General features: G+C 46.3%; 22 protein-coding genes and 1 pseudogene. 19 read left to right on the forward strand and 4 right to left on the reverse strand.

What is annotated here, in order from left to right; all coding sequences use genetic code 11:
- The first annotated feature begins 148 nt into the window (after positions 1-148).
- From ATL39_RS00460 to bioB, 3 genes are all read left to right on the forward strand, one after another.
- On the forward strand, positions 149-1,390 hold the full coding sequence (locus ATL39_RS00460) for a dicarboxylate/amino acid:cation symporter (RefSeq protein WP_120191316.1): 1,242 nt from the start codon (positions 149-151) through the stop codon (positions 1,388-1,390).
- A 130-nt stretch (positions 1,391-1,520) separates the two neighbouring features.
- Complete coding sequence (locus ATL39_RS00465) at positions 1,521-2,120, forward strand: biotin transporter BioY (protein WP_120191317.1); 600 nt, start codon at positions 1,521-1,523, stop codon at positions 2,118-2,120.
- A gap of 5 nt (positions 2,121-2,125) precedes the next feature.
- Entirely contained in the window at positions 2,126-3,130 is a 1,005-nt protein-coding gene (bioB, locus tag ATL39_RS00470) for a biotin synthase BioB (protein WP_120191986.1), read from the forward strand.
- A 35-nt stretch (positions 3,131-3,165) separates the two neighbouring features.
- Here the strand turns inward: bioB and ATL39_RS00475 are convergent, their stop codons facing one another.
- Together ATL39_RS00475 and ATL39_RS17665 are read right to left on the reverse strand one after the other, a co-directional pair.
- Positions 3,166-3,915 carry a M23 family metallopeptidase gene (locus ATL39_RS00475; protein ID WP_425452959.1) on the reverse strand — a complete coding sequence of 250 codons (750 nt, stop codon included), beginning with the start codon at positions 3,913-3,915 and terminating at the stop codon, positions 3,166-3,168.
- A 57-nt stretch (positions 3,916-3,972) separates the two neighbouring features.
- Positions 3,973-4,185, reverse strand: a pseudogene (locus ATL39_RS17665) (peptidoglycan-binding domain-containing protein); the annotation flags it as partial.
- A gap of 310 nt (positions 4,186-4,495) precedes the next feature.
- Here ATL39_RS17665 and ATL39_RS00480 point away from each other — a divergent pair.
- The 6 genes from ATL39_RS00480 (at position 4,496) to ATL39_RS00505 (ending at position 9,808) form a co-directional block, all read left to right on the forward strand.
- Entirely contained in the window at positions 4,496-4,825 is a 330-nt protein-coding gene (locus tag ATL39_RS00480) for a hypothetical protein (protein ID WP_120191319.1), read from the forward strand.
- 152 nt (positions 4,826-4,977) lie between these two features.
- A complete protein-coding gene (nikA, locus tag ATL39_RS00485; RefSeq protein ID WP_170146789.1) occupies positions 4,978-6,465 on the forward strand; it encodes a nickel ABC transporter substrate-binding protein in 1,488 nt (495 codons plus the stop codon).
- The gene (nikB, locus tag ATL39_RS00490) at positions 6,462-7,400 is read left to right on the forward strand and encodes a nickel ABC transporter permease (protein WP_120191321.1); all 939 of its coding nucleotides are present in this window, start codon (positions 6,462-6,464) and stop codon (positions 7,398-7,400) included. The genes nikA and nikB overlap by 4 nt, the downstream gene beginning before the upstream one ends.
- Positions 7,400-8,239, forward strand: coding sequence for an ABC transporter permease (locus tag ATL39_RS00495; protein ID WP_120191322.1), 840 nt, complete (start codon positions 7,400-7,402; stop codon positions 8,237-8,239). Before nikB ends, ATL39_RS00495 begins: the two co-directional genes overlap by 1 nt.
- Positions 8,232-9,017: an ATP-binding cassette domain-containing protein gene (locus ATL39_RS00500; protein WP_245960911.1), complete on the forward strand. Its 786-nt coding sequence runs from the start codon at positions 8,232-8,234 to the stop codon at positions 9,015-9,017. The genes ATL39_RS00495 and ATL39_RS00500 overlap by 8 nt, the downstream gene beginning before the upstream one ends.
- On the forward strand, positions 9,014-9,808 hold the full coding sequence (locus ATL39_RS00505; RefSeq protein WP_120191324.1) for an ABC transporter ATP-binding protein: 795 nt from the start codon (positions 9,014-9,016) through the stop codon (positions 9,806-9,808). The genes ATL39_RS00500 and ATL39_RS00505 overlap by 4 nt, the downstream gene beginning before the upstream one ends.
- A 78-nt stretch (positions 9,809-9,886) precedes the next feature.
- Here ATL39_RS00505 and ATL39_RS00510 read toward each other — a convergent pair whose 3' ends face one another.
- The gene (locus ATL39_RS00510; RefSeq protein ID WP_120191325.1) at positions 9,887-10,984 is read right to left on the reverse strand and encodes a 5-methyltetrahydropteroyltriglutamate--homocysteine S-methyltransferase; all 1,098 of its coding nucleotides are present in this window, start codon (positions 10,982-10,984) and stop codon (positions 9,887-9,889) included.
- Between the two features lie 251 nt (positions 10,985-11,235).
- Between ATL39_RS00510 and ATL39_RS00515 the strand changes: the two genes are divergently transcribed.
- The 5 genes from ATL39_RS00515 to ATL39_RS00535 all read left to right on the forward strand — a co-directional run bounded on the left by ATL39_RS00515 (position 11,236) and on the right by ATL39_RS00535 (position 15,941).
- Positions 11,236-11,460 carry a hypothetical protein gene (locus ATL39_RS00515; protein ID WP_120191326.1) on the forward strand — a complete coding sequence of 75 codons (225 nt, stop codon included), beginning with the start codon at positions 11,236-11,238 and terminating at the stop codon, positions 11,458-11,460.
- 90 nt (positions 11,461-11,550) lie between these two features.
- Complete coding sequence (locus tag ATL39_RS00520; RefSeq protein WP_120191327.1) at positions 11,551-13,263, forward strand: acyl-CoA dehydrogenase family protein; 1,713 nt, start codon at positions 11,551-11,553, stop codon at positions 13,261-13,263.
- A gap of 265 nt (positions 13,264-13,528) precedes the next feature.
- Positions 13,529-14,227: a Na-translocating system protein MpsC family protein gene (locus tag ATL39_RS00525; protein WP_170146790.1), complete on the forward strand. Its 699-nt coding sequence runs from the start codon at positions 13,529-13,531 to the stop codon at positions 14,225-14,227.
- Positions 14,228-14,307: 80 nt separating this feature from the next.
- A complete protein-coding gene (locus ATL39_RS00530) occupies positions 14,308-14,727 on the forward strand; it encodes a gamma-glutamylcyclotransferase family protein (RefSeq protein WP_120191329.1) in 420 nt (139 codons plus the stop codon).
- A 47-nt stretch (positions 14,728-14,774) separates the two neighbouring features.
- A complete protein-coding gene (locus ATL39_RS00535; protein WP_120191330.1) occupies positions 14,775-15,941 on the forward strand; it encodes an MFS transporter in 1,167 nt (388 codons plus the stop codon).
- Here the strand turns inward: ATL39_RS00535 and ATL39_RS00540 are convergent.
- Positions 15,879-16,772 carry a diguanylate cyclase domain-containing protein gene (locus ATL39_RS00540; RefSeq protein ID WP_120191331.1) on the reverse strand — a complete coding sequence of 298 codons (894 nt, stop codon included), beginning with the start codon at positions 16,770-16,772 and terminating at the stop codon, positions 15,879-15,881. The genes ATL39_RS00535 and ATL39_RS00540 overlap by 63 nt on opposite strands.
- 269 nt (positions 16,773-17,041) lie before the next feature.
- On the opposite strand from ATL39_RS00540, the gene ATL39_RS00545 reads away from it, so the two are divergent.
- From ATL39_RS00545 to speB, 5 genes are all read left to right on the forward strand, one after another.
- Positions 17,042-18,373 (forward strand): HD domain-containing protein, encoded by a 1,332-nt coding sequence (locus ATL39_RS00545; RefSeq protein WP_120191332.1) that lies wholly within the window; start codon positions 17,042-17,044, stop codon positions 18,371-18,373.
- Positions 18,374-18,439: 66 nt separating this feature from the next.
- A complete protein-coding gene (locus tag ATL39_RS00550; protein ID WP_120191333.1) occupies positions 18,440-18,955 on the forward strand; it encodes a YwgA family protein in 516 nt (171 codons plus the stop codon).
- 27 nt (positions 18,956-18,982) lie between these two features.
- The gene (locus ATL39_RS00555) at positions 18,983-19,543 is read left to right on the forward strand and encodes a YwhD family protein (RefSeq protein WP_120191334.1); all 561 of its coding nucleotides are present in this window, start codon (positions 18,983-18,985) and stop codon (positions 19,541-19,543) included.
- A 97-nt stretch (positions 19,544-19,640) separates the two neighbouring features.
- Positions 19,641-20,489, forward strand: coding sequence for a polyamine aminopropyltransferase (gene speE / locus ATL39_RS00560; RefSeq protein ID WP_120191335.1), 849 nt, complete (start codon positions 19,641-19,643; stop codon positions 20,487-20,489).
- Positions 20,489-21,367, forward strand: a complete 879-nt coding sequence (speB, locus tag ATL39_RS00565) for an agmatinase (protein WP_120191336.1) — start codon at positions 20,489-20,491, stop codon at positions 21,365-21,367. Before speE ends, speB begins: the two co-directional genes overlap by 1 nt.
- Positions 21,368-21,390: the final 23 nt, after the last annotated feature.

The following is a 21,390-nucleotide window of genomic DNA, read 5'->3' on the forward strand; positions in this document are numbered from 1 at the left end:
CAGTATATAATACATCTATATTATTCTTTTTTTCAAAAGCTCTATTTAATATGAAGGAATTGTCGTGTACGCTGGAGAAGAAAAAGGGTAGATATTTTATTTTCATTATATTAACATACTATATTATAAAAGGAGGTTGCATGAACCCATGCAGAATTTAACAAGAAACATAATGATTGCCCTCGTTCTCGGACTCATTGTAGGTCTTGCCCTGAACTATGTTCCGGATAACGTGTTTAGTATTATTGATACTTATATTTTGACTCCGGTCGGGCAGATTTTTCTTAACCTGATCACGATGCTTGTTGTGCCTATTGTATTTATTTCCATCGCATTAGGAACGGCGAGTCTGAAAGACCCGGTCCAGCTGGGCAGAATTGGTACAAAAACGATTACGTTTTATATTACAACAACTGTTATTGCCCTTTTAATTGGCCTGGCATTGGCTTATCTCATTCAGCCGGGACAGTCAGGAGTATTCGATACAGCGTCTGCTTCTTATGAAGCGGAAGCAGCTCCCCCGATTATGGATACGCTTTTGAATATCATTCCTAGTAACCCTGTAGAAGCGATGGCTAACGCAGAAATGCTTCAGATTATTGCTGTTGCGCTATTCCTTGGTATTGCTCTGGCAAGACTGGGTGAGAAGACAGAAGGCATTCAAAAGCTGCTCGAGCAGGGTAACGACGTAATGATGTTTCTCGTAAACATTGTTATGTTCACAGCTCCGTTTGGTGCATTCGCGCTTATTGCTTCTGCTCTTGGCGATGCGGGAATTGATGGACTTCAATCGATGGCCATGTATATGATTACTGTTATTGGTGCATTGATCATTCATGCAGCCATTACGTACAGCATAGCTATCGGATGGCTCGGAAAAACAAATCCGCTTACGTTCTTTAAGAACTTTTTCCCGGCTATGACCGTTGCATTTAGTTTATCAAGTTCAAGCGGTGCTCTTCCTATCTCAATGAGAACGGCACAGGAGAGACTCGGAGTCAGTAAATCAGTCAGCAGTTTCGTCCAGCCGCTCGGTGCCACCATTAACATGGATGGTACAGCAATTATGCAGGCTGTAGCTACTGTCTTTATTGCTCAGGTATACGGCGTGGAATTAGGTGTGTCCCAGCTCGTGATGGTCGTTATTACAGCTACGCTTGCCAGTATTGGAACCGCCGGTGTTCCAGGTGTCGGCCTGATCATGCTCTCGCTGGTTCTGCAGCAGGTAGGTCTTCCAGTTGAAGGTATTGCCTTGATCCTTGGTGTGGACAGACTGCTTGATATGCTTCGTACAGCCTTGAATATTACAGGCGACGCTACATGTGCCTATGTAATAGACAGAGGAGAAAAAGCGAAAGAAGGAAAGACTGCAGGTATTCCGGAATCTTAATACGTCAAAAGAACAGCCGTTTTATGCGGCTGTTCTTTTTTATCATTATTGTTAACCTTATTAAATAATAGGTTTACAATACGTGCGCATTTTGTATATACTAAAACATATTGAAGAGGGAGGAAAGAAAATGATTGTTCGTTCACATCTACATGGAATGATTTTAGCTTCTTTTTTTGCAGCAATGATGATGATTGGAGCCAATATTACATCAATGGTTCCGTTTTTAGTCATTGGAGGAGTGCCAATTACCCTTCAGACAGCAGTGAGTGTGGCTGCGGGCTTGTTTTTAGGGAAAAAATATGGGGCGCTTGCCATTGTGATCTACGTACTGATTGGACTCGCAGGAATGCCTGTTTTCGCGCAGTGGTCCGGCGGCATTGGTACCATTTTCTCGCCTACATTTGGATTCATTCTATCTTATATTGCCACAGCGTACATAGTCGGGAGGCTGACCGAGCATAACCGGACATTCAAACGGCTGGCTGCGGCCGCTCTATTGGGCACAGCGGTTAATTATATTATTGGCACCAACTGGATGTATATGGCTTACATGCTTTGGTTTGCTGCCCCGGACGCATTTTCTTATTGGATGGCCTGGGCCTGGATGATGGTACCACTCCCTAAAGATATTGTACTGGCTTTTCTCGCTGCCTGGTTCAGCCTTCGGGTCTATCATGCGATGTATGCGAAAAAGCGGATGCCTTCTACAAAAGGAGGGATCGCTTAGTGGAAATGTCCTGGAGGAGCCGGGCGGAGTGCATTATAACGGATCACGACCGGCTGACAAGAGAAGAGGCACTCGCCTTTTTACAGGAAGACGAAACAGAAATACTGGGACAGCTGAATGCCGCTTATCAAATTCGGTATTATTATTACAAAAATGAAGTAAAGCTCAACTCTTTAATTAATATCAAATCCGGGCTCTGCCCGGAGAACTGCGGCTACTGTTCTCAATCAAAAGACTCGGCAGCGGTTATTCCTAAATACAAAATCCTGTCTAAAGAAGAAATCGTGGAAGGAGCCAGAAAGGCAGATGCCAGAGGGGCCGGAACATATTGTATTGTAGCCAGCGGCAGGGGCCCTGCAAAAAAAGAACTGGCTGTAGTTATGGAAGCAGTCAAGGAAATTAAAGCGACTACCGGCCTGAAGCTTTGCGCCTGTCTCGGGCTTCTGGAAACAGAGCAGGCCGAAGCACTGCACGCATCAGGCGTGGACCGTTACAACCACAACATAAATACGTCCAGCCGTTTTCATGAAAGTGTAGTAACCACTCACACATTTAAAGATCGTACAGATACGATTCATGCAGTAAAACAGGCTGGCATATCTCCATGCTCTGGTATTATCGCAGGAATGGGGGAAACAGAAGAAGATATAGTGGATATGCTCTTTTCCTTAAGAGACATGGATGCTGATTCTGTCCCGATTAACTTTTTGCATGCTATTGATGGTACAGCTTTTGAAGGCAGGGATCTGCTGACTCCTCTTCGCTGTCTGCAGATAGCGGCGCTCGCACGGTTTATCCTTCCTACAAAAGAAATACGTATTGCCGGCGGACGTGAAGAGAAGCTGAGGTCGCTGCAGCCTATGGCTTTATATGCGGCTAATTCTGTGTTTCTCGGTGATTATTTGACGACAAAAGGCCAGGAATGGGAAAAGGACATTGCTTTTATTAAAGATGCGGGCTTTAGAGTCGAAGCTTCAGCCTACAATAGAAGCGCAGAAATGTATTCATAAAAAAAGCCATCCCCGCTGGATGGCTTTTACTGTATTTAAAAAGAAATATATTTTCTAGGATTAACAACGTTTGATTTACTGACGTTCCAGCTGCCTTCGTGAATTTCAAAATGAAGGTGAGGCCCGGAAGAACGGCCGGTGCTTCCCATAATTCCAATAGTCTGTCCTTGTCTGACACTTTGACCGGGAGATACATTAAAAGATTTCAAGTGGGCATACAGTGTATTGAAGTGTCTGCCGCCGATCGTATGGGAGACAATCACTGTATTGCCATAGCCTGTCATGAATCTCGCAGATGTAACTGTGCCGGAAGCAGAAGCTGCAATACTTACATTTGAACGATTTCCCTGGGCCACGTCGATGCCGTGATGAGAAGAGCCGTTTCGTGAGCCAAATTCGGAACTGATTCTACCGCTGGCAGGGACTATAAATCCACTGGAAGCAGGGGCTGGAGCGGTAGTGCCGGAAACCTGGGTGCCATTTCCGGAAGAAGAGGCTTTTATGTTGCCTTTAAGGGCGTTGAACGTTCTTGCGCCGGCTACGCCGTCAACGGAAAGCTTAGCGGCTGATTGAAACGAACGAACCGCGCTTGTCGTACGGGCTCCAAACACTCCATCTGCCGTGCCGCTGTTAAAGCCTTTGCTGTTTAACGACTGCTGCAGAGTCTTTACATCATTTCCGCGGCTGCCCTGACGAAGCACCCTGTATAAAGTGCTGCTGCCGGCAGAAGCGGCAGGTGCCTTCGTGACATTGGATGAAGACGAGCCGGAAGCAGAAACCTTCATTTTGCTGAACGTCTGCGGACCGGCAATGCCGTCCGCTCCAAGACCCGCACTCCTCTGGTAGGATTTTAAAGCGTTACCCGTTTGGGCACCGAATATTCCATCGGCTGCGCCGGCCTGAAATCCTTTAGAGCTGAGCCATCTCTGCAGTTCAGACACGTCGGAATGCCTCATTCCCTGTCGAAGGGTCTGGTCTCCGAGAGCGGCGTCAGCCATAGTCGGGGTGAAAAGCAGGATTGCAGCGAGCATTGTTGATATGGCTATTTTCTTCATTGTATCTTGCGTTACGCTGCATCATGATAGGTGTTAGTAAGAAATTCTTATGTACGCTCATGCAAAACTCAGCTTTTTAACGCAATGTTCACCTCCAGAGTAATTTTTTGTATATTCTGAGTATAAAGGGGACTTAAGTCTTAAACAATAGGTCGGATACATATGTTATGAGAATGTAACAATGTGTGAAAAAATGGTACTTGTGTGAAATTGTGTGTAACTGTGTATGAAAGAATAGATCGTAACCACTTTGAATAGGGAATTTTCAGATAAAAGAATGCTATGATAGTAAAAAAAGGGAGGAATATTTATGGAACATCATACACATGACAATCATTCCCACAAACACAGCCTTGCCTGCGGACATACGAAAATAAAGCACAACGGCCACGTAGATTATCTGCACGGCAGCCATCTTCATCATGGACACGAAGATCATTGGGATGAGTGCAAAATAGAAGTGACAGAAGAAAACCCGGCGGAGTGTGTACAGGTTGAATCACCGTGTGATCATAATGAAGACTGCGGGCATGAATTAATTCCCCATGGCGACCATTACGATTATCTGGTTGACGGCAGGCTGCACCACAAGCACAACGGTCATGTGGACGATCATGGACCTGTAGAAGTAATTGGATAACAAAAGCGAAAGTCTTCCTGTTAAGCCATGGGAAGACTTTTTTGTATGAGAAATGTTCCTGCTTGACGAATAATAATGGTTACGATTTAATTAATGGGATGTACATGATAAAATGCATTATATACATAGATAGCTGGAGAGGAGAAAGCACAGTGAAAAAATGGCCGTTTTATTTAGCCGCTTCAAGTCTTATGCTTTCTGCCTGCCAGGCTCCAGGAGCGGAGGAACAGGATACCGATTCGTCGATTACCTTTGCTTTCCATTACCCTACGGAAGTTCTCAACCCGGCTGTTGATGCCAACTATACGTCCGTGCGGATGGGAATAGCGGAAACGCTTGCCTATACTGGAGAAGAGGGCATTGAGCCGTGGCTTGCAGAATCATGGGAAAACACCGGAAATAATACATGGACGTTTCAAATAAAAGAAGATATTACTTTTCATGATGGTACAGATCTGGATGCAGAAGCCGTGCAGGCTTCTCTGGAAGAGACCATAGAACAGAGTCCTGCCATGCGGGAAGCGCTCGGTATTTCTTCTATGGAAGCAGAAGGACAGGAGCTTACCATTACAACAGAAGAGACCAATCATTTTCTGCCATCAGAGCTTGTCCATCCGAATACGGCTGTTTTTAAAGAGGAAGAAGACGTGATAGGCACCGGACCTTTTGAAGTAGCATCGTTCCGGGCCAATCAGGATCTCGAATTAACCCGTTACGAGGAGTATTGGGACGGAGCAGCTCAGGTCGAGGAAGCGACAGTTCTATTCAATGAGGATGCGAATTCGCGGATGGCCGCTCTTCGTTCAGGGGATGCTGACATTGTGTACAGGCCGCCTGTAGAAGAAACGGAAGCTGCGGCGGAGGAGTTTCAGGTGGATACTGTATCAAGCCTCCGGACACACCAGCTGCTCTATCAGATGGACAATCCTGATCTGCAGGATGACAATGTTAGAGAGGCGCTTGATATTCTGATCGACCGGGAAGCGGTGGTAGAAGCAATGAACGGAGAAGCGGAAGAAGCGTTTGGACCATTTCTCGAAGATTTTTCCTTTGCAGCAAATAAAGAGAACAATGAAAATAGTATCGAAAAAGCCTCAGCTTTATTGGAAGAGGCAGGGTACACTTTTGAAGATGGCAGAGCGGTAAAAGATGGAGAAGCACTCGAATTTTCATTAGTTACGTATTCCGCAAGACCTGAACTTCCGATAGCGGCGCAGATTCTGCAGGACCGGGCGGAACAGGCCGGCATAACGATTGATATACAATTAAATGAGCAGATTGATGATTATCTCCTGTCCAACGATTCCTGGGACCTGACGATCTACAGCTATGTAACCGCACCTAGGGGGGACGCCGGCTACTTTTTAAATACAGCCTATACCCCTGACGGCGGACTTAATTTCGGGGGGCTGGAAGACCCCGAGCTCTCGGAAATCATCGACTCATTTAACGCAGAGTCGGATCCGGAAATAAGAGACAGCTATGCTGTGGAAGCGACAGAGCTCATTCTGGATAAACACTATCATTCCTTTATTGTCCATCCGTCCAACAGTGTTGCCATGCAGGAAAACATAACAGGGTGGGAAACAAGCCCGAGTGAGTATTATATGCTGACAAATGAGGTCGGGGTGGAAGAATGAAAATAATCGGCAGGCAGGCCGTCAGCTTTTTGCTTTTTCTATGGATCTTTTCAACCATCAGCTTTCTGCTGATTAATCTGGCGCCGGGAGACCCGGCTTCTACTATTCTCCGCGCAGAAGACGTTGCGGTCACCCAGCAGCAGCTCAATGAGGTAAGGCAGGAGCTTGGAATGAATGACTCCATTTTTGAACAGTATACCGCCTGGCTCGGTAGTTTTCTTCTGTTCGACTGGGGCACATCCTATGTGACGCAGGAGCCTGCTTTTATGATGATTATGAGGGCACTGCCCGCTACGATTTATATTAGTGCAGGAGCTTTCCTGACTGCCGCAGTAATCGCGGTCCCAATAGGATCAGCAGCGGCTCTTCACCGCGGCTCCTGGATCGATAAATCAGCCAGGCTGCTGGCCGTGACGGGAGCTTCCGTCCCCAGCTTTTTGATCGGTCTGGTATTGATCCAGCTGTTTGCAGTACAGCTGGGGTGGCTTCCGGCGATTGGAGCAGGGACGTGGTGGCATCTGCTGCTGCCTTCACTGACACTTGGAATCGGGATGGCTTCCTTTTATATCCGGCTGATTCGTTCGAGCTTTCTTGAAGCTTTGGAAGAACCTTCTCTTCGCGCAGTATCAGCACGTGGTATTTCAGAACAGAAGCTTCGCTGGAAGTATACGTTCCGGGCTGCTCTCGTTCCGGTGATTTCCGTACTCGGAGTGAGCATCAGCAGCTTGATCGGAGGCACCGTGGTGATCGAAGTTGTCTTTGGTTATCCGGGAGCCGGTTCATTAATTGTTGATTCTATTACGAGGCGTGACATTCCGGTAATTCAGGGCTATACGGTCCTGATGGCAGCGGCGGTTTCTCTCATTCAGTTAAGTAACGACCTGCTGCTGCGTTGGATCGCGCCGAACCGTGGAACAGAAGGGAGAGTGTTTTAATGAAACGAACTCTTTCTTCCCGGCTGTACCTGTTATTGTTTCTTTTTGTTTTCTTTATTTTAGTTCTTTCCTGGTTCTGGCCTGTCAGCAGTTCCGCCGTATCTGTGCCGGAGCGCCTGCAGGGTCCGTCAGCTGCATATTGGCTTGGCACCGATCAGCTTGGCCGTGATGTGCTGGCCCGGATGCTCGAGGGCGCTTCCTACACGATTGGCTTCAGTCTTCTTGCTATTGTATTAAGTGTACTGCTGGGTGTGCCTGCCGGGATCCTGGCCGGAATGAAAGGCGGCTGGATCGACCGGTTGTTTACCCGCATTGGGGATTCGTTTCTGGCTTTTCCGGACTTTCTGCTGGCCCTGCTGCTAAGTGCCGTTCTCGGACCCGGACTTTTTAATGTAGTGATCGCTGTAGTGCTCGTAAAATGGATTCAATACAGCTATCTCGTAAGAGGCATTACCAGGGAGGTTACACAGGGACAGGCTGTTCTTTTATCCATTATCAATGGAAGCTCAACGGCTGCTATTATTAAAGCGCATGTGTTTCCCGCAATCCGAAGTCACGTGTTAGTCATGTCGACGACCGATGTAGGAAAAGTCATGCTTCTTATTGCTTCACTTTCCTATATTGGCCTGGGAGCCCAGCCGCCGTCTGCGGAATGGGGCGCCATGCTTAATGAATCGAGAGCTTATTTTACAGACTCTCCGCGTCTGCTGCTTATTCCAGGAGCTGCGATTGCAGGCACGGCCCTGTTATTTCACAGTGCCGGTGATAAGTGGCGGGATAGTTTTTTAAAAGAGGAAACAGAAGCAAAGGAGGAAAAACAGCGTGCTGCAAATGGATAAATTGACCGTTGCATCAGCTTCCAATCAGCTGGTCAAACAGGTTTCCCTTTCGGTTAATAAAGGAGAGTGGCACGCTGTGGCGGGCCCGAGTGGAGCCGGCAAAAGCCTGACAGCCTTGTCCGTATATCCGGATCTGCTTCCTTCTGCTTTGAGTATTTCTTCCGGCGCTGTTCTCTTTCAGGGGGAGGATTTGGTCCGCTCTCCCGAAAAACTGCGCCGGCACATAGTGAGTCGTCATATAGCGTATGTTTTTCAAGATGCCAGGTCTTCTTTTTTTCCGCTTCTTTCTATTTATAAGCAGTGGGAGGATATCTTGAAAGTGCAGCGCCCCGGCCTGAAAAAGAAAGAACGCCGTGAAAAAATGGAGGAAGCGCTGGACGTCGTGCTGCTTCCAGCATCGGTACTAAAGCAGTATCCGTCGGAATTGAGCGGAGGGCAGGTGCAGAGGGTGGCTTTAGCTGTTGCCTGGCTTACGAGTCCTGATTTGATTATTGCAGATGAGCCTACTTCTGCGCTTGATGTGTTAACATCGGCTCATATTATGGAGCTGTTTCAAACGCTGCAGAAAGAAAAAGGCTGTGCGATTTTAATGATTTCCCACGATTTAAGAGAAGTGCTTCGATTCGCAGACATGGTTTCGATTATGGCTGATGGCCAAATCGTAGAAGCCGGCAGACCTGACAGCGTGTTAACGGCTCCAAAGCATGAAGTAACCCGCCGTCTCTGCCGGTCAGTACCCGTACTCCGTTCTTCGATTAGAAGGGAGGGGGCGCAGTGAACCCATTATTCGAAATGAAGGATGTTTCCTATCATTACCCGAAAACAGCAAGTGGAGTAAGAGGGATCAGTTTCAGGCTCTTTCCGGGAGAAACGATCGGTGTAGCGGGGGAAAGTGGATCCGGGAAGAGCACACTCGTAAAATTAGCGCTGGGGCTGCTCCCGGCAGATGAAGGGTCGATAACGTTAAAGGATATTTCCATTCTTGCGGCCGGCAGGAAAGAAAAGCTGCGATTCCGCCGGCAGACCCAGGCTGTCCTGCAGCATGATGTGCGCAGTTTTATCCCGGTAAAAAATATAATACACACGCTGTTGGAGCCGGTTCATAACTTTCCGGAACGGGGCAGAGCCCTGACAAACGGGAATGATCGTCAGTTTGCCGAGGAATGGATGACGCGTGTCGGCCTGGAACCGGATATGCTGGACCGCAGACCGGAAGCATTGTCCGGAGGGCAGCAGCAGAGGGTTCATATCGCAAGAGCGCTCAGCATCAATCCTTCTTTCCTGCTCCTCGATGAGCCTACGTCCAATTTGGATACCGTCTCACAGGCTGCTGTCCTGCATCTGCTGCAGCATGAAACCGCCCATCCGGAACGGGGCGTGCTCTGTATCAGCCATGACTTAGCCGTGCTGCATCAGCTGGCAGACCGGATTCTCGTAATGAAAGACGGCAGGATCGTAGATGACTTCTATAAAAGCGAGACATGGAACCAAAACCGTCACCCTTATACTAAATTGCTCGTTCAGGCAGGCGGGTGGAACGGTTTGGAAGATCAGGGGAAGACAGTATAGACTGTTTTCCTTTTTTGTTTTGAAAAATTAATGTAATCGAAAACCCCCGCTCCATTTAGGAACGGGGGACTCTTTCTATTATTTCCAGATGTCGCTGGCAATGGCGACCACGTGCTCGAGCTTTTTCCACTGCTCGTCTTCAGTAAGGACGTTGCCTTCTTCAGTAGAAGCAAATCCGCACTGAGGGCTGAGGCAGAGCTGATCGTGATTCACATACTGTGCTGCTTCCTCGACACGCTTTTTAATATTTTCGGCTTCTTCAAGCTCTCCGCTTTTCGAAGTAATCAATCCTAATACAATTTTGACGTCATCACGGTTGATGTAGCGGAGCGGCTCAAAGCCTCCCGCCCGGTCGCTGTCGTATTCAAGAAAGAACCCGTCTACCATCACTTCTCCAAACAGGATATCGGCCACCGGCTCATAGCCGCCGGAGGAGACCCAGGTGGATCGGAAATTGCCCCGGCAGATATGCATCGTAATCGTCATGTCTTCTGGGCGTTTGGCAATCGCGTCGTTAACAGCTTTGGCATAAAGTTTTGTAAGCTCCCGGTGATCCACGCCTGCTTCCTTCATGTTTTTAATCTGTTCTTCTGAGCATAAGTAGGCCCATGACGTATCATCGAGCTGCAGATAGCGGCAGCCTGCATCATAAAAGGCTTGAATTGCTTTCTGGTAAGCCTTTGCCAGATCTTCCATCAGTTCTTCTTTCGTGCTGTACACATCCTCATCTACTTCGGAGCGGAAATGAAGCATATTTGGACTTGGAATCGTCATTTTAGCCATTGTATCCCCTGTAATGCTCTGCAGGTATTTCACATCATCAAGCATCGGATGAGTAGTGAAATCGAGCTTTCCCGTTACTTTAATGCCGTGGGACTTCGTTTTCACTCCCTGAAACTGAATGCCTTCTTTAGTTTCATATCCTTCAACACCGTCCAGCTGTTCAAGAAAATCAAAATGCCACCAGGCCCGGCGGAACTCGCCGTCCGTGACGGCTTTAAGGCCGATTTCTTTCTGCTTCTGTACAATACGCTTAATTTCCTTGTCTTCTACTGCATGAAGTTCTTCTGCTGACAGAGAACCGTTCTGGTGCTTTTCCCTGGCTTCTTTTACCGCTTCTGTGCGAAGAAGGCTTCCTACATGGTCATATCGAAAAGGGGCTGCTTGATTTGTCATGGTGTCTCTCCTTTTAATGGAAATTCAGATTATTCTATAAAGAATAGAATGAGCGTACCAAATAATAAATAGGAAGTAAATGGATAACAGAGGAAAGAGGTAAGAATTAAAGATATTCCATTTATATTAAAAAAATATTAAATAATATTCGAATGTTATCTTTTATATATTTTATGTAGTAAAATAATAATGCTTAGAAATTGGAAAATATTTATAAAAAGAGACCATTCCCACAGGTAAGGAGCTATTAAATGAAGTATATTGTAGATCACACGAAAAAAAACGTTCACCGGACGGCTTTCGCCAAAGATGAGTGCGGATTTCGGGAGACGCCGATGGATGAGAGAGAAGGAACATACGACGAATCTTATTTAAAAAATCTGGAAAAGCAGGGCTATGTAAAGTGTGAACACTGTTTTAAGCCAAGCTTCCAGTATTTAAATTCCGTTCTGCTTGGAAAACTTTTCAAAAAATAATGAACGATTATTCATTCCCTTTAATTGTAAACGCTTTCTGATAAATAGTATAATGAAGGTATCATCAGAAAAACAATTTGGAGGGATACTATGACTACTGATCATAAAGCACAGCTGCCTATTAATGCTTTTGCCGATAAAACCTTGAGCTGGGAACAAATTATGACCCCGGAAAAACTGTCAGAAGATCAAAGGGCCTGGAAAACAAAAACGGCCCGATTCGTAGAAGAGGAAGTGCGGCCTGTTCTTCCTCAAATTGAAAACCAGCAGTTTGAACCTGTATACGGTCTGATGAAAAATCTTGGCTCGATGGGGCTGCTGGGGGCTTTTATTCCCGCCGAGCACGGAGGAACCGCTATAGATAAGGTAGCCTACACTGCTGTTATAGAAGAAATGGGAGGCGCACGCTCTTTTTCTGTGTCCTACGGTGCGCAGGTAGGCATAGGCTCTCTTCCAATTGTTTATTATGGAACGGAAAAGCAGAAAGCGTCCTATCTTCCTAAAATTGCATCTGGAGATATGATAGGCTCCTACGGCCTGACAGAGCCCGGTGCCGGAACGGATATTGCCGCTGTCCAGACGACGGCAGAGGCATCGGAAGACGAGTCCGTTTATACGATTTCCGGAGAAAAACAGTGGATTACCAACTCTTCTTTCGCCTCCTATTTTATTATATTTGCTAAAATTGACGGGAAAAAGCCGACCGCCTTTATCGTAGACCGGAACACAGAAGGCTTCACAGTTGGAAAAGAAGAGGACAAGATGGGAATCACCGGTTCTTCCACCTGCCCGTTGTATCTCGATAATGTAAAAGTCCCAAAAGAAGCGATTGTGGGAGAAATCGGCAAAGGTGCACGGATTGCGCTGAGTATTTTAAATCTGGGCCGTCAGAAAATTGCAGCCAGCTGCGTCGGTGCCTCTAAACGGGCCCTCCTGCTTGCCGCGGAACATGCCCAGGAACGCCGCCAGTTCGGACATCCACTGTCTGAAAAAAAGATGATCCAGAAAAAGCTGGCAGCGATGGCGGTCTGGACGTTTGCTTCCGAAAGCATGGTGTACCGCACCGCCGGAGTGCTCCAGGCAGGAACAGAAGCGGCAGAGAATGCAGGCATTCCATTTGCCGATATACTGAAAGATTTTGCCATAGAGTGCTCGATCAATAAAATTTTCGCTTCTGAAGCATTAAGCGATATTGTCGATCACGGCGTGCAGGTTCACGGCGGCCAGGGGTATATGAGAAAAAATGAGATAGAAACTTTGTATCGTGATTCACGAATTAATCGTATTTTTGAAGGAACAAACGAAATTAACCGTGTGGTCGTAGCTTCGATGCTCTTTGAAATGGCAGAAAAGCTGGCTGCTGAAAAAGTAACAGAGTCCTATGAGAAAAAAGAACTTGATAAAGAAAAATCATATATGGAAAAACTTCGGGAGCTGCTGGCGGAATTAGTGCAGGAGACTTCCGGCGTATTTGAAACACCGGAAGAAGAGCAGGAACTGCTGGAGTGTGTGGCAGAGACAGCCAAAACCGTTTATGTGATGGAAAGCGTCTGGAGCAGGGTCCAGAAAGATCATTCACCGGGGGAACTGATGACCAAAATGGCTGTCGTTTATATGAACGAAGCGGTAGACCGGATTCTGCCTATGCTGAAAGAGGCCGCCGACTTTTTGGAATCCGACAGTATGCTTCAAAAAATTAAGCAGCTGGCCGCTGATAAAGCCGCTGAGACCGACCAATCTATTGTTTATAGAAGGAAAATAGCGGAGGCTGTTATTGAGCATAACGGGTATCCCCTCTCCTAGTAGGTAATACAGGAGAAAAAAGTTGCAGAATGGAGCAATTTTTTGTAAAATCTAGAAGAACGGAAGATAAAAAGCTAACGTTTATATAGTACTCTTATTCTAATCCTATACAACAATAAATACTGTTATACAGCTGTTTTAACCAAAGACGGAAATGAACTGGAAAATAAGCCAGGCATAAGTCGAAAAGGAGATTCCTCCTTTTCGGCTTTTTTTTATGTTTAAGGAAGGCAGCGGACTATATTCGAAGAAAAGGACTGTCATCATGAATAGAAAAGAACAGGAAAAAACGATAGCCAGTTATACGGGCAGGGTGCTGCGGGAGCAGTTTGGCAAAGGGCCGGAAGCCGTTTATGTAACGGTAGCACCTCCTTATATAACTATTTATTTAAGGAATTTCCTTTCTCCTTTGGAGAAAACCATTATGGAAGAAAAGAACGAACATAGTGTATATCAGCTCAGAGATAACGTCATGAAGCGTGTGCTGCCGGAGCTGCAGGCCTATGTACATAAAATAACGGGGATTTACCTGAAAGACATTTATTATGACTGGGAACTGCCTAATCGATCCGGGCTTATGGCAGGCACGAGCTTTACCGCTGAAGCGCTTAAAGAAAGACAGCCGGAAGGCGAGGAGGCAGACGTGCTCGAGCTTGTAGCTGCCCATACAGAAGTGAAGCCGCAGCGGACGGCCTACCGAAAGGTCAATCAGCGGACGTTTCTTGTGTACCGCGAGGAATGCCTTCTGCAGGCAGAAATGGAATTAATCCGGCTGGGATTCGGGGAAACACTGAAACAAGCCAAAAGAGAAGTAGAAAAAAAGCGTTTTTACGAATCAGAGCCTTTTCTTTCGTTATTCGATGGGAAGGTAGAAAACGTGTTTATAGACTGGAACTTTGAAAAAAATACAAGTATGATTGTAGTGGTTACAAATAATAACAGGTCCCTTTCTATTATGGAATAAAAAGACCTGGTGCCGGACCGGTGCAGAACAGACGAAAAACCTGTTATGATAACAGCACGATAAATAAAGGGGGAAGACCAATGACGGAACATCTTCCCGTTTTCGTTTACGGGACGCTTTGCAGCGGTCTTCATAACTATGAAAAGTATTTAAAAGGCCATACAGAAAAAGAAGTGCCCGCCGTTACAGCCGGAAAACTTCATGCCGCAGCGCATAATCAATATCCCTGCCTGCTTAAAGAAGGAGAACTTCCTATTGCCGGGGAGCTCATGTATGTTCGTTCTTCCCGGTACAAGGATGTTATGGCCCGGTTGGATCAGCTGGAAGGGTATAATGAACAAGATAAAGAAAACAGCGACTATGTACGTGAAAGAATAGAAGTTGCCACAAGTGAAGGAGACTGGGTAACGGCCTATATTTATTACTGGAATCAGCCGGATGACCTGGGAGTATGGATAAAGGAAGGCAGCTGGCGGAAGTATATAGCCGCAGATGTGTAAAAAACAGATGGCCCGGCGGTCGTTTTGTTTAAGGAAGCAGGGATAAAGTGGGACTAAAGCTTGCTATATTGTCTATATCGCTCATTACCGTTATGGCTGGGGCTGCAGTAGCTCCAGCTCTTGGTTCGATTTCAGAAGCTTTTCCGGAAGCAAATGCGACTACGATCAAATTAATTACAACACTTCATGCTTTTTTTATTATTCCTTTTTTGTTTGTCACCAGCTTTCTGGCAAAAAAATATGCAAAAAAAACGCTGTTGATCGTTGGTTTGGTTCTCTACCTCATTGCCGGAACGGCTGGAGGTTTTGCGGACAGCATTGGCTGGCTTTTAGCTACAAGAGCCCTTCTTGGGGTATCTGTAGGTCTTATTATGCCGCTCTCGACTTCCCTCGTTTCTGATTTTTTCGAGGGAGCGGAACGAACGTCTATGATGGGCAGGGTGGGTTCTTCGATTAACCTCGGAGGCATGATTTCTACTATTCTGGCCGGAGCCCTCGCTGCGATAAGCTGGAGATATACATTCGGCGTCTACGGCCTGGCTCTGCTTATTTTATTATTTGTTATTTTGTTTCTGCCTTACGTTAAGCCGGAAAAACGAAATCAGGAAAAAAGAGAAGACAAACAGCCCAAACCTGCATCAATCCCTGCTTCAATATATGGGCTGGGCGGATTAATGTTTGGGCTGTTTGTTGTATTTTTCTCGATCCCCTCCAACATGGCTATTTATCTGCAGGAAAATAACATTGCCACAGCGGAAGTTGCCGGTCTTGTGATTGCGATGGGTACGCTGGGTGGATTTACTGCCGGTTTTCTTATTGGGAGAACCCAGACTTTGCTAAAAAATCTGTTTCTGCCTGTTATGCTCGGTTTAATGGGAACAGGATTTGGGCTGATTGCATTTGCTCCGTCTCTTGGGGCTATCGCTCCGGGCGTAATTATACTGGGATTTGGATTCGGCTCTATTCTGCCGACGTTGTTCGACCGGGTTTCCATCGTGGCTTCCGGCCGCCAGATGGTACAGGCCATGGCGATCGTGCAGAGTTTTCTGTATCTCGGCCAGTTTGTCTCTCCGCTTGTGCTGGACGGACTAAGCACCGGCATTGGAGACGGCTCCACCCAATTTGTATACATGATGCTGTCTGTATTTCTATTAAGTCTCGGCTTTCTGCTGCTCATCGGCAGTATGGGCCGCCGTATGTTTCGAAAAAGCTGAAAGAGGGCTGTCCGGCGTTAAAGCCGGATGGCGCTTTCTTTTATTTTTATACATCCCTGTATCGGCCGCTTTCAACAGTTCTGCTACGGTGCGGCCATCCCTGGGATAGCTGCTTATTCCGATGCTCACCCGAATGGAAATGGTCTCATCTTTTAAAGGAAACGGCTGATTGAGTTCTTCGAGCAGGCGTTCCCTTGCAGAGTAGGGATCGCTTGTTCTGGAAACAAAGATAAATTCATCGCCGCTCAAACGTGCCATGATTTCGTCATTTTTTAACATATTCTGGCACCGTTCAGAAATGGCCAGCAGAAGCTCATCGCCGGTATGATGGCCCTTCGTATCATTGATCAGCTTAAATTGATCTAAATCAAAGAAAAACACATGCAGCGGATGCCGGGGAAATTCCTCGAGCATACTGGTAATGGTTTTTTCCATAAATCTCCGGTTTGGCAGCCCGGTCAAGCTGTCGTGATTAGCCTGGGTGATAAATGATTTTAACTCGGTGATCGTATGATTAATAGACTGAAATACCTGCCCGATTTCATCCTGGCTGGTAACGTCAATGCGCGTATTCAAATTGCCGCGTGCAATTTCCTCCATTGTTTTCAGCACAGGCAGGGTGCAGCGTGTAATAAACCATCGGAAGACTAAATAATTAACAAATCCCACGATAAAGCCGGCGAGAATGCAGGCGGCGCTGAATAATACCATTTGGTCGATTCGGGCAATATTTGTCAGGTGAATAGCAATAGGAAACATTATTCCCATCAGCAGCCCCATGCCGCAGTATACAATGAGCATGGTTTGGGAATAGCTTTTTTTAAGACTCATGGTGTACCTCCGTATACATTATTTATAGACAATATATGTAAATTTATAGGCATATAGTCATATAAACTATATATTATTGCTTATTAAAAAGCAATTAATATAGATTACAGCACTTTATATGTATATTTTCGATAAAATATTGGAAATATCAATCATAATTAAAGAATATTATCTCTGCCTGATCCCACTATCCAGGAATATCGTTTTGACGGCTGGATTGGTATAATAATAAGAGACGAAATGGTAAAGAAAAGAGGCGGTCCCTTACGATGGCAGAAGGAAACAGACGACTAAAGGAAGAAAAGGTCTTTAAAGATCCGGTCCACCGCTATATTCATATTCGGGATGAGCTTCTTTGGGACTTAATAGGAACGAAGGAATTTCAGCGTCTGCGCCGGGTAAGGCAGCTGGGAACGACCTTTTTAACCTTCCACGGGGCAGAACATACCCGTTTTAACCATTCACTTGGCGTATATGAAATCACCAGACGTATTGTGGAAGTTTTCGAGGGGCGTCCTTTCTGGAAAGACGAAGAAAGGCTGCTTACGTTAAGCGCGGCGCTTCTGCACGATGTAGGGCACGGCCCGTTTTCCCATTCTTTTGAAAAAGTTTTCCAGACCGATCATGAATATTGGACCCGGGAAATTGTAATGGGAGATACAGAAATAAATACCGTGTTAAGACGTATGGGCAGTGATTTTCCGCAGAAGGTAGCGGAAGTGATTGAAAAAACCTATTCCAATAAACTGGTAACAAGTTTAATTTCCAGCCAGATTGATGCCGACCGGATGGACTATCTGCAGCGTGATGCATTTTATACAGGCGTCAGCTACGGACACTTTGATATGGAACGCATTCTCCGCGTCATGAGGCCTACTGAGGACCAGGCTGTAATTAAATACTCCGGCATGCACGCAGTAGAAGACTACATTATGAGCCGCTATCAGATGTACTGGCAGGTGTATTTTCATCCAGTAACAAGAAGTGCAGAAGTCATATTAAGTAAAATTCTGCAGCGGGTGAAAGTGCTGTATGAAGCGGACTATGCGTTTTTGTATCCGCCGGAGCCTTTCACGGGATTTTTTAACGGAAAGCTGTCATTAGAGCAGTATCTCGAGCTGGATGAATCCGTTACGATGTATTATTTCCAAATGTGGCAGAAAGAAGAGGATGGTATCCTTCGGGATCTCTGCCAGCGTTTTATGAACCGCCGGCTGTTTAAATACGTGGAGTTCGACCAGCATGTGCATATTAATGACTGGCTCAAGCTTCTGGAGCTTTTCAAAAAAGCCGACATGGACCCGGACTACTATTTAGTGGTGGATTCCTCCTCTGACCTGCCTTATGATTTCTACCGTCCGGGCGAGGAAGAGGAGCGTATTCCCATTCATCTGCTGATGCCCAATGACAAGCTCCGGGAACTCTCGCGGGAATCTGACGTGGTAGAGGCTATTTCCGGCAAAAAGCGGACGGATCATAAGCTGTATTACCCGGAAGAATGGCTGTATACCGAAGGATTTGAAGAGGAGAAAAAGGAAATACGCTCTATTTTGAAATCATCCAAAGAAGAGACGGCTTTTTCCGGTGAAATAGAGGAATAAAATCCTCTTACATATCAGCGGGTTTAGACTGTATGATAGAACAAGAACAAAAGGGGGATTTTTTACGTGCTGCCTGATCATGCAAAAGTGATGGCTCTTATTCATGGAGCCGAGGAAATCATTGGACGGAAAAAACTGCAGAAAATCGTTTATATAAGCAAAAAAGCCAACCTGCCGCTGAGCGAAAAATATACCTTCCGCATGTATGGTCCTTATTCCGAGGAATTGACGCTGCGGGTGGAGGAATTGTGCGATCTTGGCCTCGTGTCAGAGATCAAAGAAGAAAAAGCCGGGTATTATCAGTACCGATATAGGGTAACAGACCATGGGGAAGACTTTTTAGCTAAATTTCCACAGGAATGGCCGTATAATGAAGCAGAGGGCATTCTTCATTATTTGAATACATGCACCTCAAAATTTCTGGAACTGGTATCAACGATGCTCTACTTTGACCACTTACCTCCGGATCAGGTGGAAGAAAAAGTATCCACTTTAAAGAAAAGCCAGAATTACACGAGTGAAGACACGGCGAAAGCCTGGAAATGCATTGAACAAATAAAAAATCACCAAGTGCCGCACTAATACTTGGGAAAAAAGGAGCGGATAGCGTTGGATTTATTCGAAGACTATAAAAAGAAAAATAATAAGCCGAAGTCGCCAAAAAAAAGCTCCGGATTTAATATATTAAGCGGGGATTCCACAAGCGGACACGGGGGGTACGGAGTTGGTACGTTAAGCCTGGATAATATTACACCTGTGTTTATTGATCCGGCAGAAGAGACCAGCTTTATTGATATGGGAGCTCTTCACGCCCGTTCGGCAGTGGAAAAGCGTATTAAATTTTTGAAAAACAAAGAAGAAGTGCCAAACGGCAAACTCTACTGGCTCGTATGGGTGACCACCGACCATAAAGACGGCCGTCCATATTACGCAGGTGTTACTGCCTGCGAAATGACAGTGGACACAGACATCCGCCGCGGCTATAAGAGCCTGCCCGAGCATGTTAATAACATGGACCGGTCCTTAAAGCGCCGCATTATTGTAGACAAAATGGATGACAAATCCAAACAGCTGCTGGCTGAGTTTCTAAAAGATTTTGATAACGACATGTGGCATGCGTCAGAGAAGGAACTGCATGACGGATTAACAGCGTCACAAGAAAACGAATAACGCTGCAGGCATATGCATCCACCTCCGCAAAAGAACGGCTGCGGCAGGGGATGTTTTTTGCCGGTACAGGCTTAGAGATAAGGGAGAAACGATAACGATGGGACTTTGGTTTACAGAAAAACAGACAAATCATTTTGGTATTACCTTTGATATAGAAAAAACGCTCCATTCGGAGAAAACGGAATTTCAGCAGCTTGATATGGTACAGACGAAGGAATTCGGCAGAATGCTTCTGTTGGATGATATGGTAATGACGACTGAAAGCGATGAATTTGTGTATCATGAAATGATCGTCCATGTGCCGTTGTTTACCCATCCGGACCCGAAGCATGTTCTCGTGGTCGGCGGAGGGGACGGCGGAGCAATCCGTGAGATTCTCAAACATCCGAGTGTAGAAAAAGCAACGCTTGTAGAGATCGATGGCAAAGTGATTGAGTATTCAAAGCAATACCTGCCAACTATTGCCGGGTCACTTGACGATCCGCGTGTGGAAGTAAAAGTAGCCGATGGTTTTCTGCACATCGCAGAAAGCGAGCAGGCATACGATATCATTATGGTAGATTCAACCGAACCGGTGGGTCCTGCCGTGAAGCTGTTTGAAAAAGGATTTTACGAAGGGATTTCCAGAGCACTTAAAGAAGATGGCATCCTCGTTGCCCAGACAGACAACCCGTGGTTTCAGCATGATCTCTTGAAAACCGTGTACGGAGATGTAAGCAGTATCTTCCCGGTTTCACGCGTCTATACAGCAAACATCCCCACCTATCCTAGCGGTTTATGGACGTTTACGATGGGGTCGAAAAAACATGATCCGCTGTCTGTTCCGGAAGACCGCTTTCATGATATAGATACGAAATATTACACAAGAGAGCTGCACCAGGCCTCTTTCGCACTGCCGCGCTTCGTGCTGGACGGCGAAAATCCGAACAAGCAGGGAGAAAAATAATGTCATTTGATGAAGCCTATTCCGGAAAAGTATTTATTGGGAGCCGTACTTCCTACACCGACGCGGACCTCGTGTTATTTGGAATGCCGATGGACTGGACGGTCAGCTTCCGCCCGGGTTCGAGATTCGGCCCGGGCCGGATCCGCGAAGCTTCTGTAGGACTTGAAGAATACAGCCCTTATTTGGATAAGCATCTGGAAGACGTCCGCTACCATGACGCGGGAGATCTTCTGCTTCCGTTTGGAAATCCGCAGAAAAGCCTGGATATAATCGAAGAAACAATGGATGGATTTCTCCGTGATAACAAATTTCCGATCGGCATTGGCGGAGAGCACCTGGTCAGCTGGCCAATTATGAAAGCGATGGCCCGAAAATATGAGGATCTGGCTGTTATCCATATCGACGCCCATACCGATCTGCGGACGGACTACGAAGGGGAGGTTCTGTCCCACTCGACGCCTATTCGTAAAGCATGTGAATGGATCGGGCCGGAGAATGTATTTTCGTTCGGCGTTCGTTCAGGGGAAAAAGAGGAGTTTTTGTATGCACGGACGTCCGGGATGAATTTTCATCCTTTTGAAGTACATGAGCCGCTGCAGCGTATTCTGCCGGAGCTGCATCAGCGTCCGGTCTATGTCACGATTGATATTGATGTACTGGATCCGGCATATGCCCCCGGAACAGGAACCGCAGAGGCCGGAGGGATTTCCTCCAAAGAGCTTCTGCAGGCGATTCACTCAATCGGCCACTCCGGGGCTTTCATCGTAGGAGCCGATCTGGTTGAAGTGGCGCCGGTTTACGATCACGCAGAAAAAACGGCCATTGCTGCATCAAAATTTATCCGGGAGATGATTCTTGGCTTTCCTAAAGCCAGATAGATTGAGCTTCCCTTCTTTTCTCT

Source organism: Sinobaca qinghaiensis (assembly GCF_003610495.1).
GTDB lineage: Bacteria > Bacillota > Bacilli > Bacillales > Marinococcaceae > Sinobaca > Sinobaca qinghaiensis.

What these genes read in the sequence shown, in the direction of transcription:
- ATL39_RS00515 (WP_120191326.1), top strand. Translation starts at nt 11,236, where the DNA reads ATGAAGTATATTGTAGATCACACGAAAAAAAACGTTCACCGGACGGCT.
- ATL39_RS00475 (WP_425452959.1), bottom strand. Translation starts at nt 3,915, where the DNA reads ATGAAGGTTTCTGCTTCCGGCTCGTCTTCATCCAATGTCACGAAGGCA.
- ATL39_RS00540 (WP_120191331.1), bottom strand. Translation starts at nt 16,772, where the DNA reads ATGAGTCTTAAAAAAAGCTATTCCCAAACCATGCTCATTGTATACTGC.
- ATL39_RS00545 (WP_120191332.1), top strand. Translation starts at nt 17,042, where the DNA reads ATGGCAGAAGGAAACAGACGACTAAAGGAAGAAAAGGTCTTTAAAGAT.
- speB (WP_120191336.1), top strand. Translation starts at nt 20,489, where the DNA reads ATGTCATTTGATGAAGCCTATTCCGGAAAAGTATTTATTGGGAGCCGT.
- ATL39_RS00530 (WP_120191329.1), top strand. Translation starts at nt 14,308, where the DNA reads ATGACGGAACATCTTCCCGTTTTCGTTTACGGGACGCTTTGCAGCGGT.
- ATL39_RS00465 (WP_120191317.1), top strand. Translation starts at nt 1,521, where the DNA reads ATGATTGTTCGTTCACATCTACATGGAATGATTTTAGCTTCTTTTTTT.
- ATL39_RS00510 (WP_120191325.1), bottom strand. Translation starts at nt 10,984, where the DNA reads ATGACAAATCAAGCAGCCCCTTTTCGATATGACCATGTAGGAAGCCTT.
- nikB (WP_120191321.1), top strand. Translation starts at nt 6,462, where the DNA reads ATGAAAATAATCGGCAGGCAGGCCGTCAGCTTTTTGCTTTTTCTATGG.
- ATL39_RS00495 (WP_120191322.1), top strand. Translation starts at nt 7,400, where the DNA reads ATGAAACGAACTCTTTCTTCCCGGCTGTACCTGTTATTGTTTCTTTTT.
- ATL39_RS00520 (WP_120191327.1), top strand. Translation starts at nt 11,551, where the DNA reads ATGACTACTGATCATAAAGCACAGCTGCCTATTAATGCTTTTGCCGAT.
- bioB (WP_120191986.1), top strand. Translation starts at nt 2,126, where the DNA reads ATGTCCTGGAGGAGCCGGGCGGAGTGCATTATAACGGATCACGACCGG.
- speE (WP_120191335.1), top strand. Translation starts at nt 19,641, where the DNA reads ATGGGACTTTGGTTTACAGAAAAACAGACAAATCATTTTGGTATTACC.
- ATL39_RS00480 (WP_120191319.1), top strand. Translation starts at nt 4,496, where the DNA reads ATGGAACATCATACACATGACAATCATTCCCACAAACACAGCCTTGCC.
- ATL39_RS00460 (WP_120191316.1), top strand. Translation starts at nt 149, where the DNA reads ATGCAGAATTTAACAAGAAACATAATGATTGCCCTCGTTCTCGGACTC.
- ATL39_RS00500 (WP_245960911.1), top strand. Translation starts at nt 8,232, where the DNA reads ATGGATAAATTGACCGTTGCATCAGCTTCCAATCAGCTGGTCAAACAG.
- ATL39_RS00525 (WP_170146790.1), top strand. Translation starts at nt 13,529, where the DNA reads ATGAATAGAAAAGAACAGGAAAAAACGATAGCCAGTTATACGGGCAGG.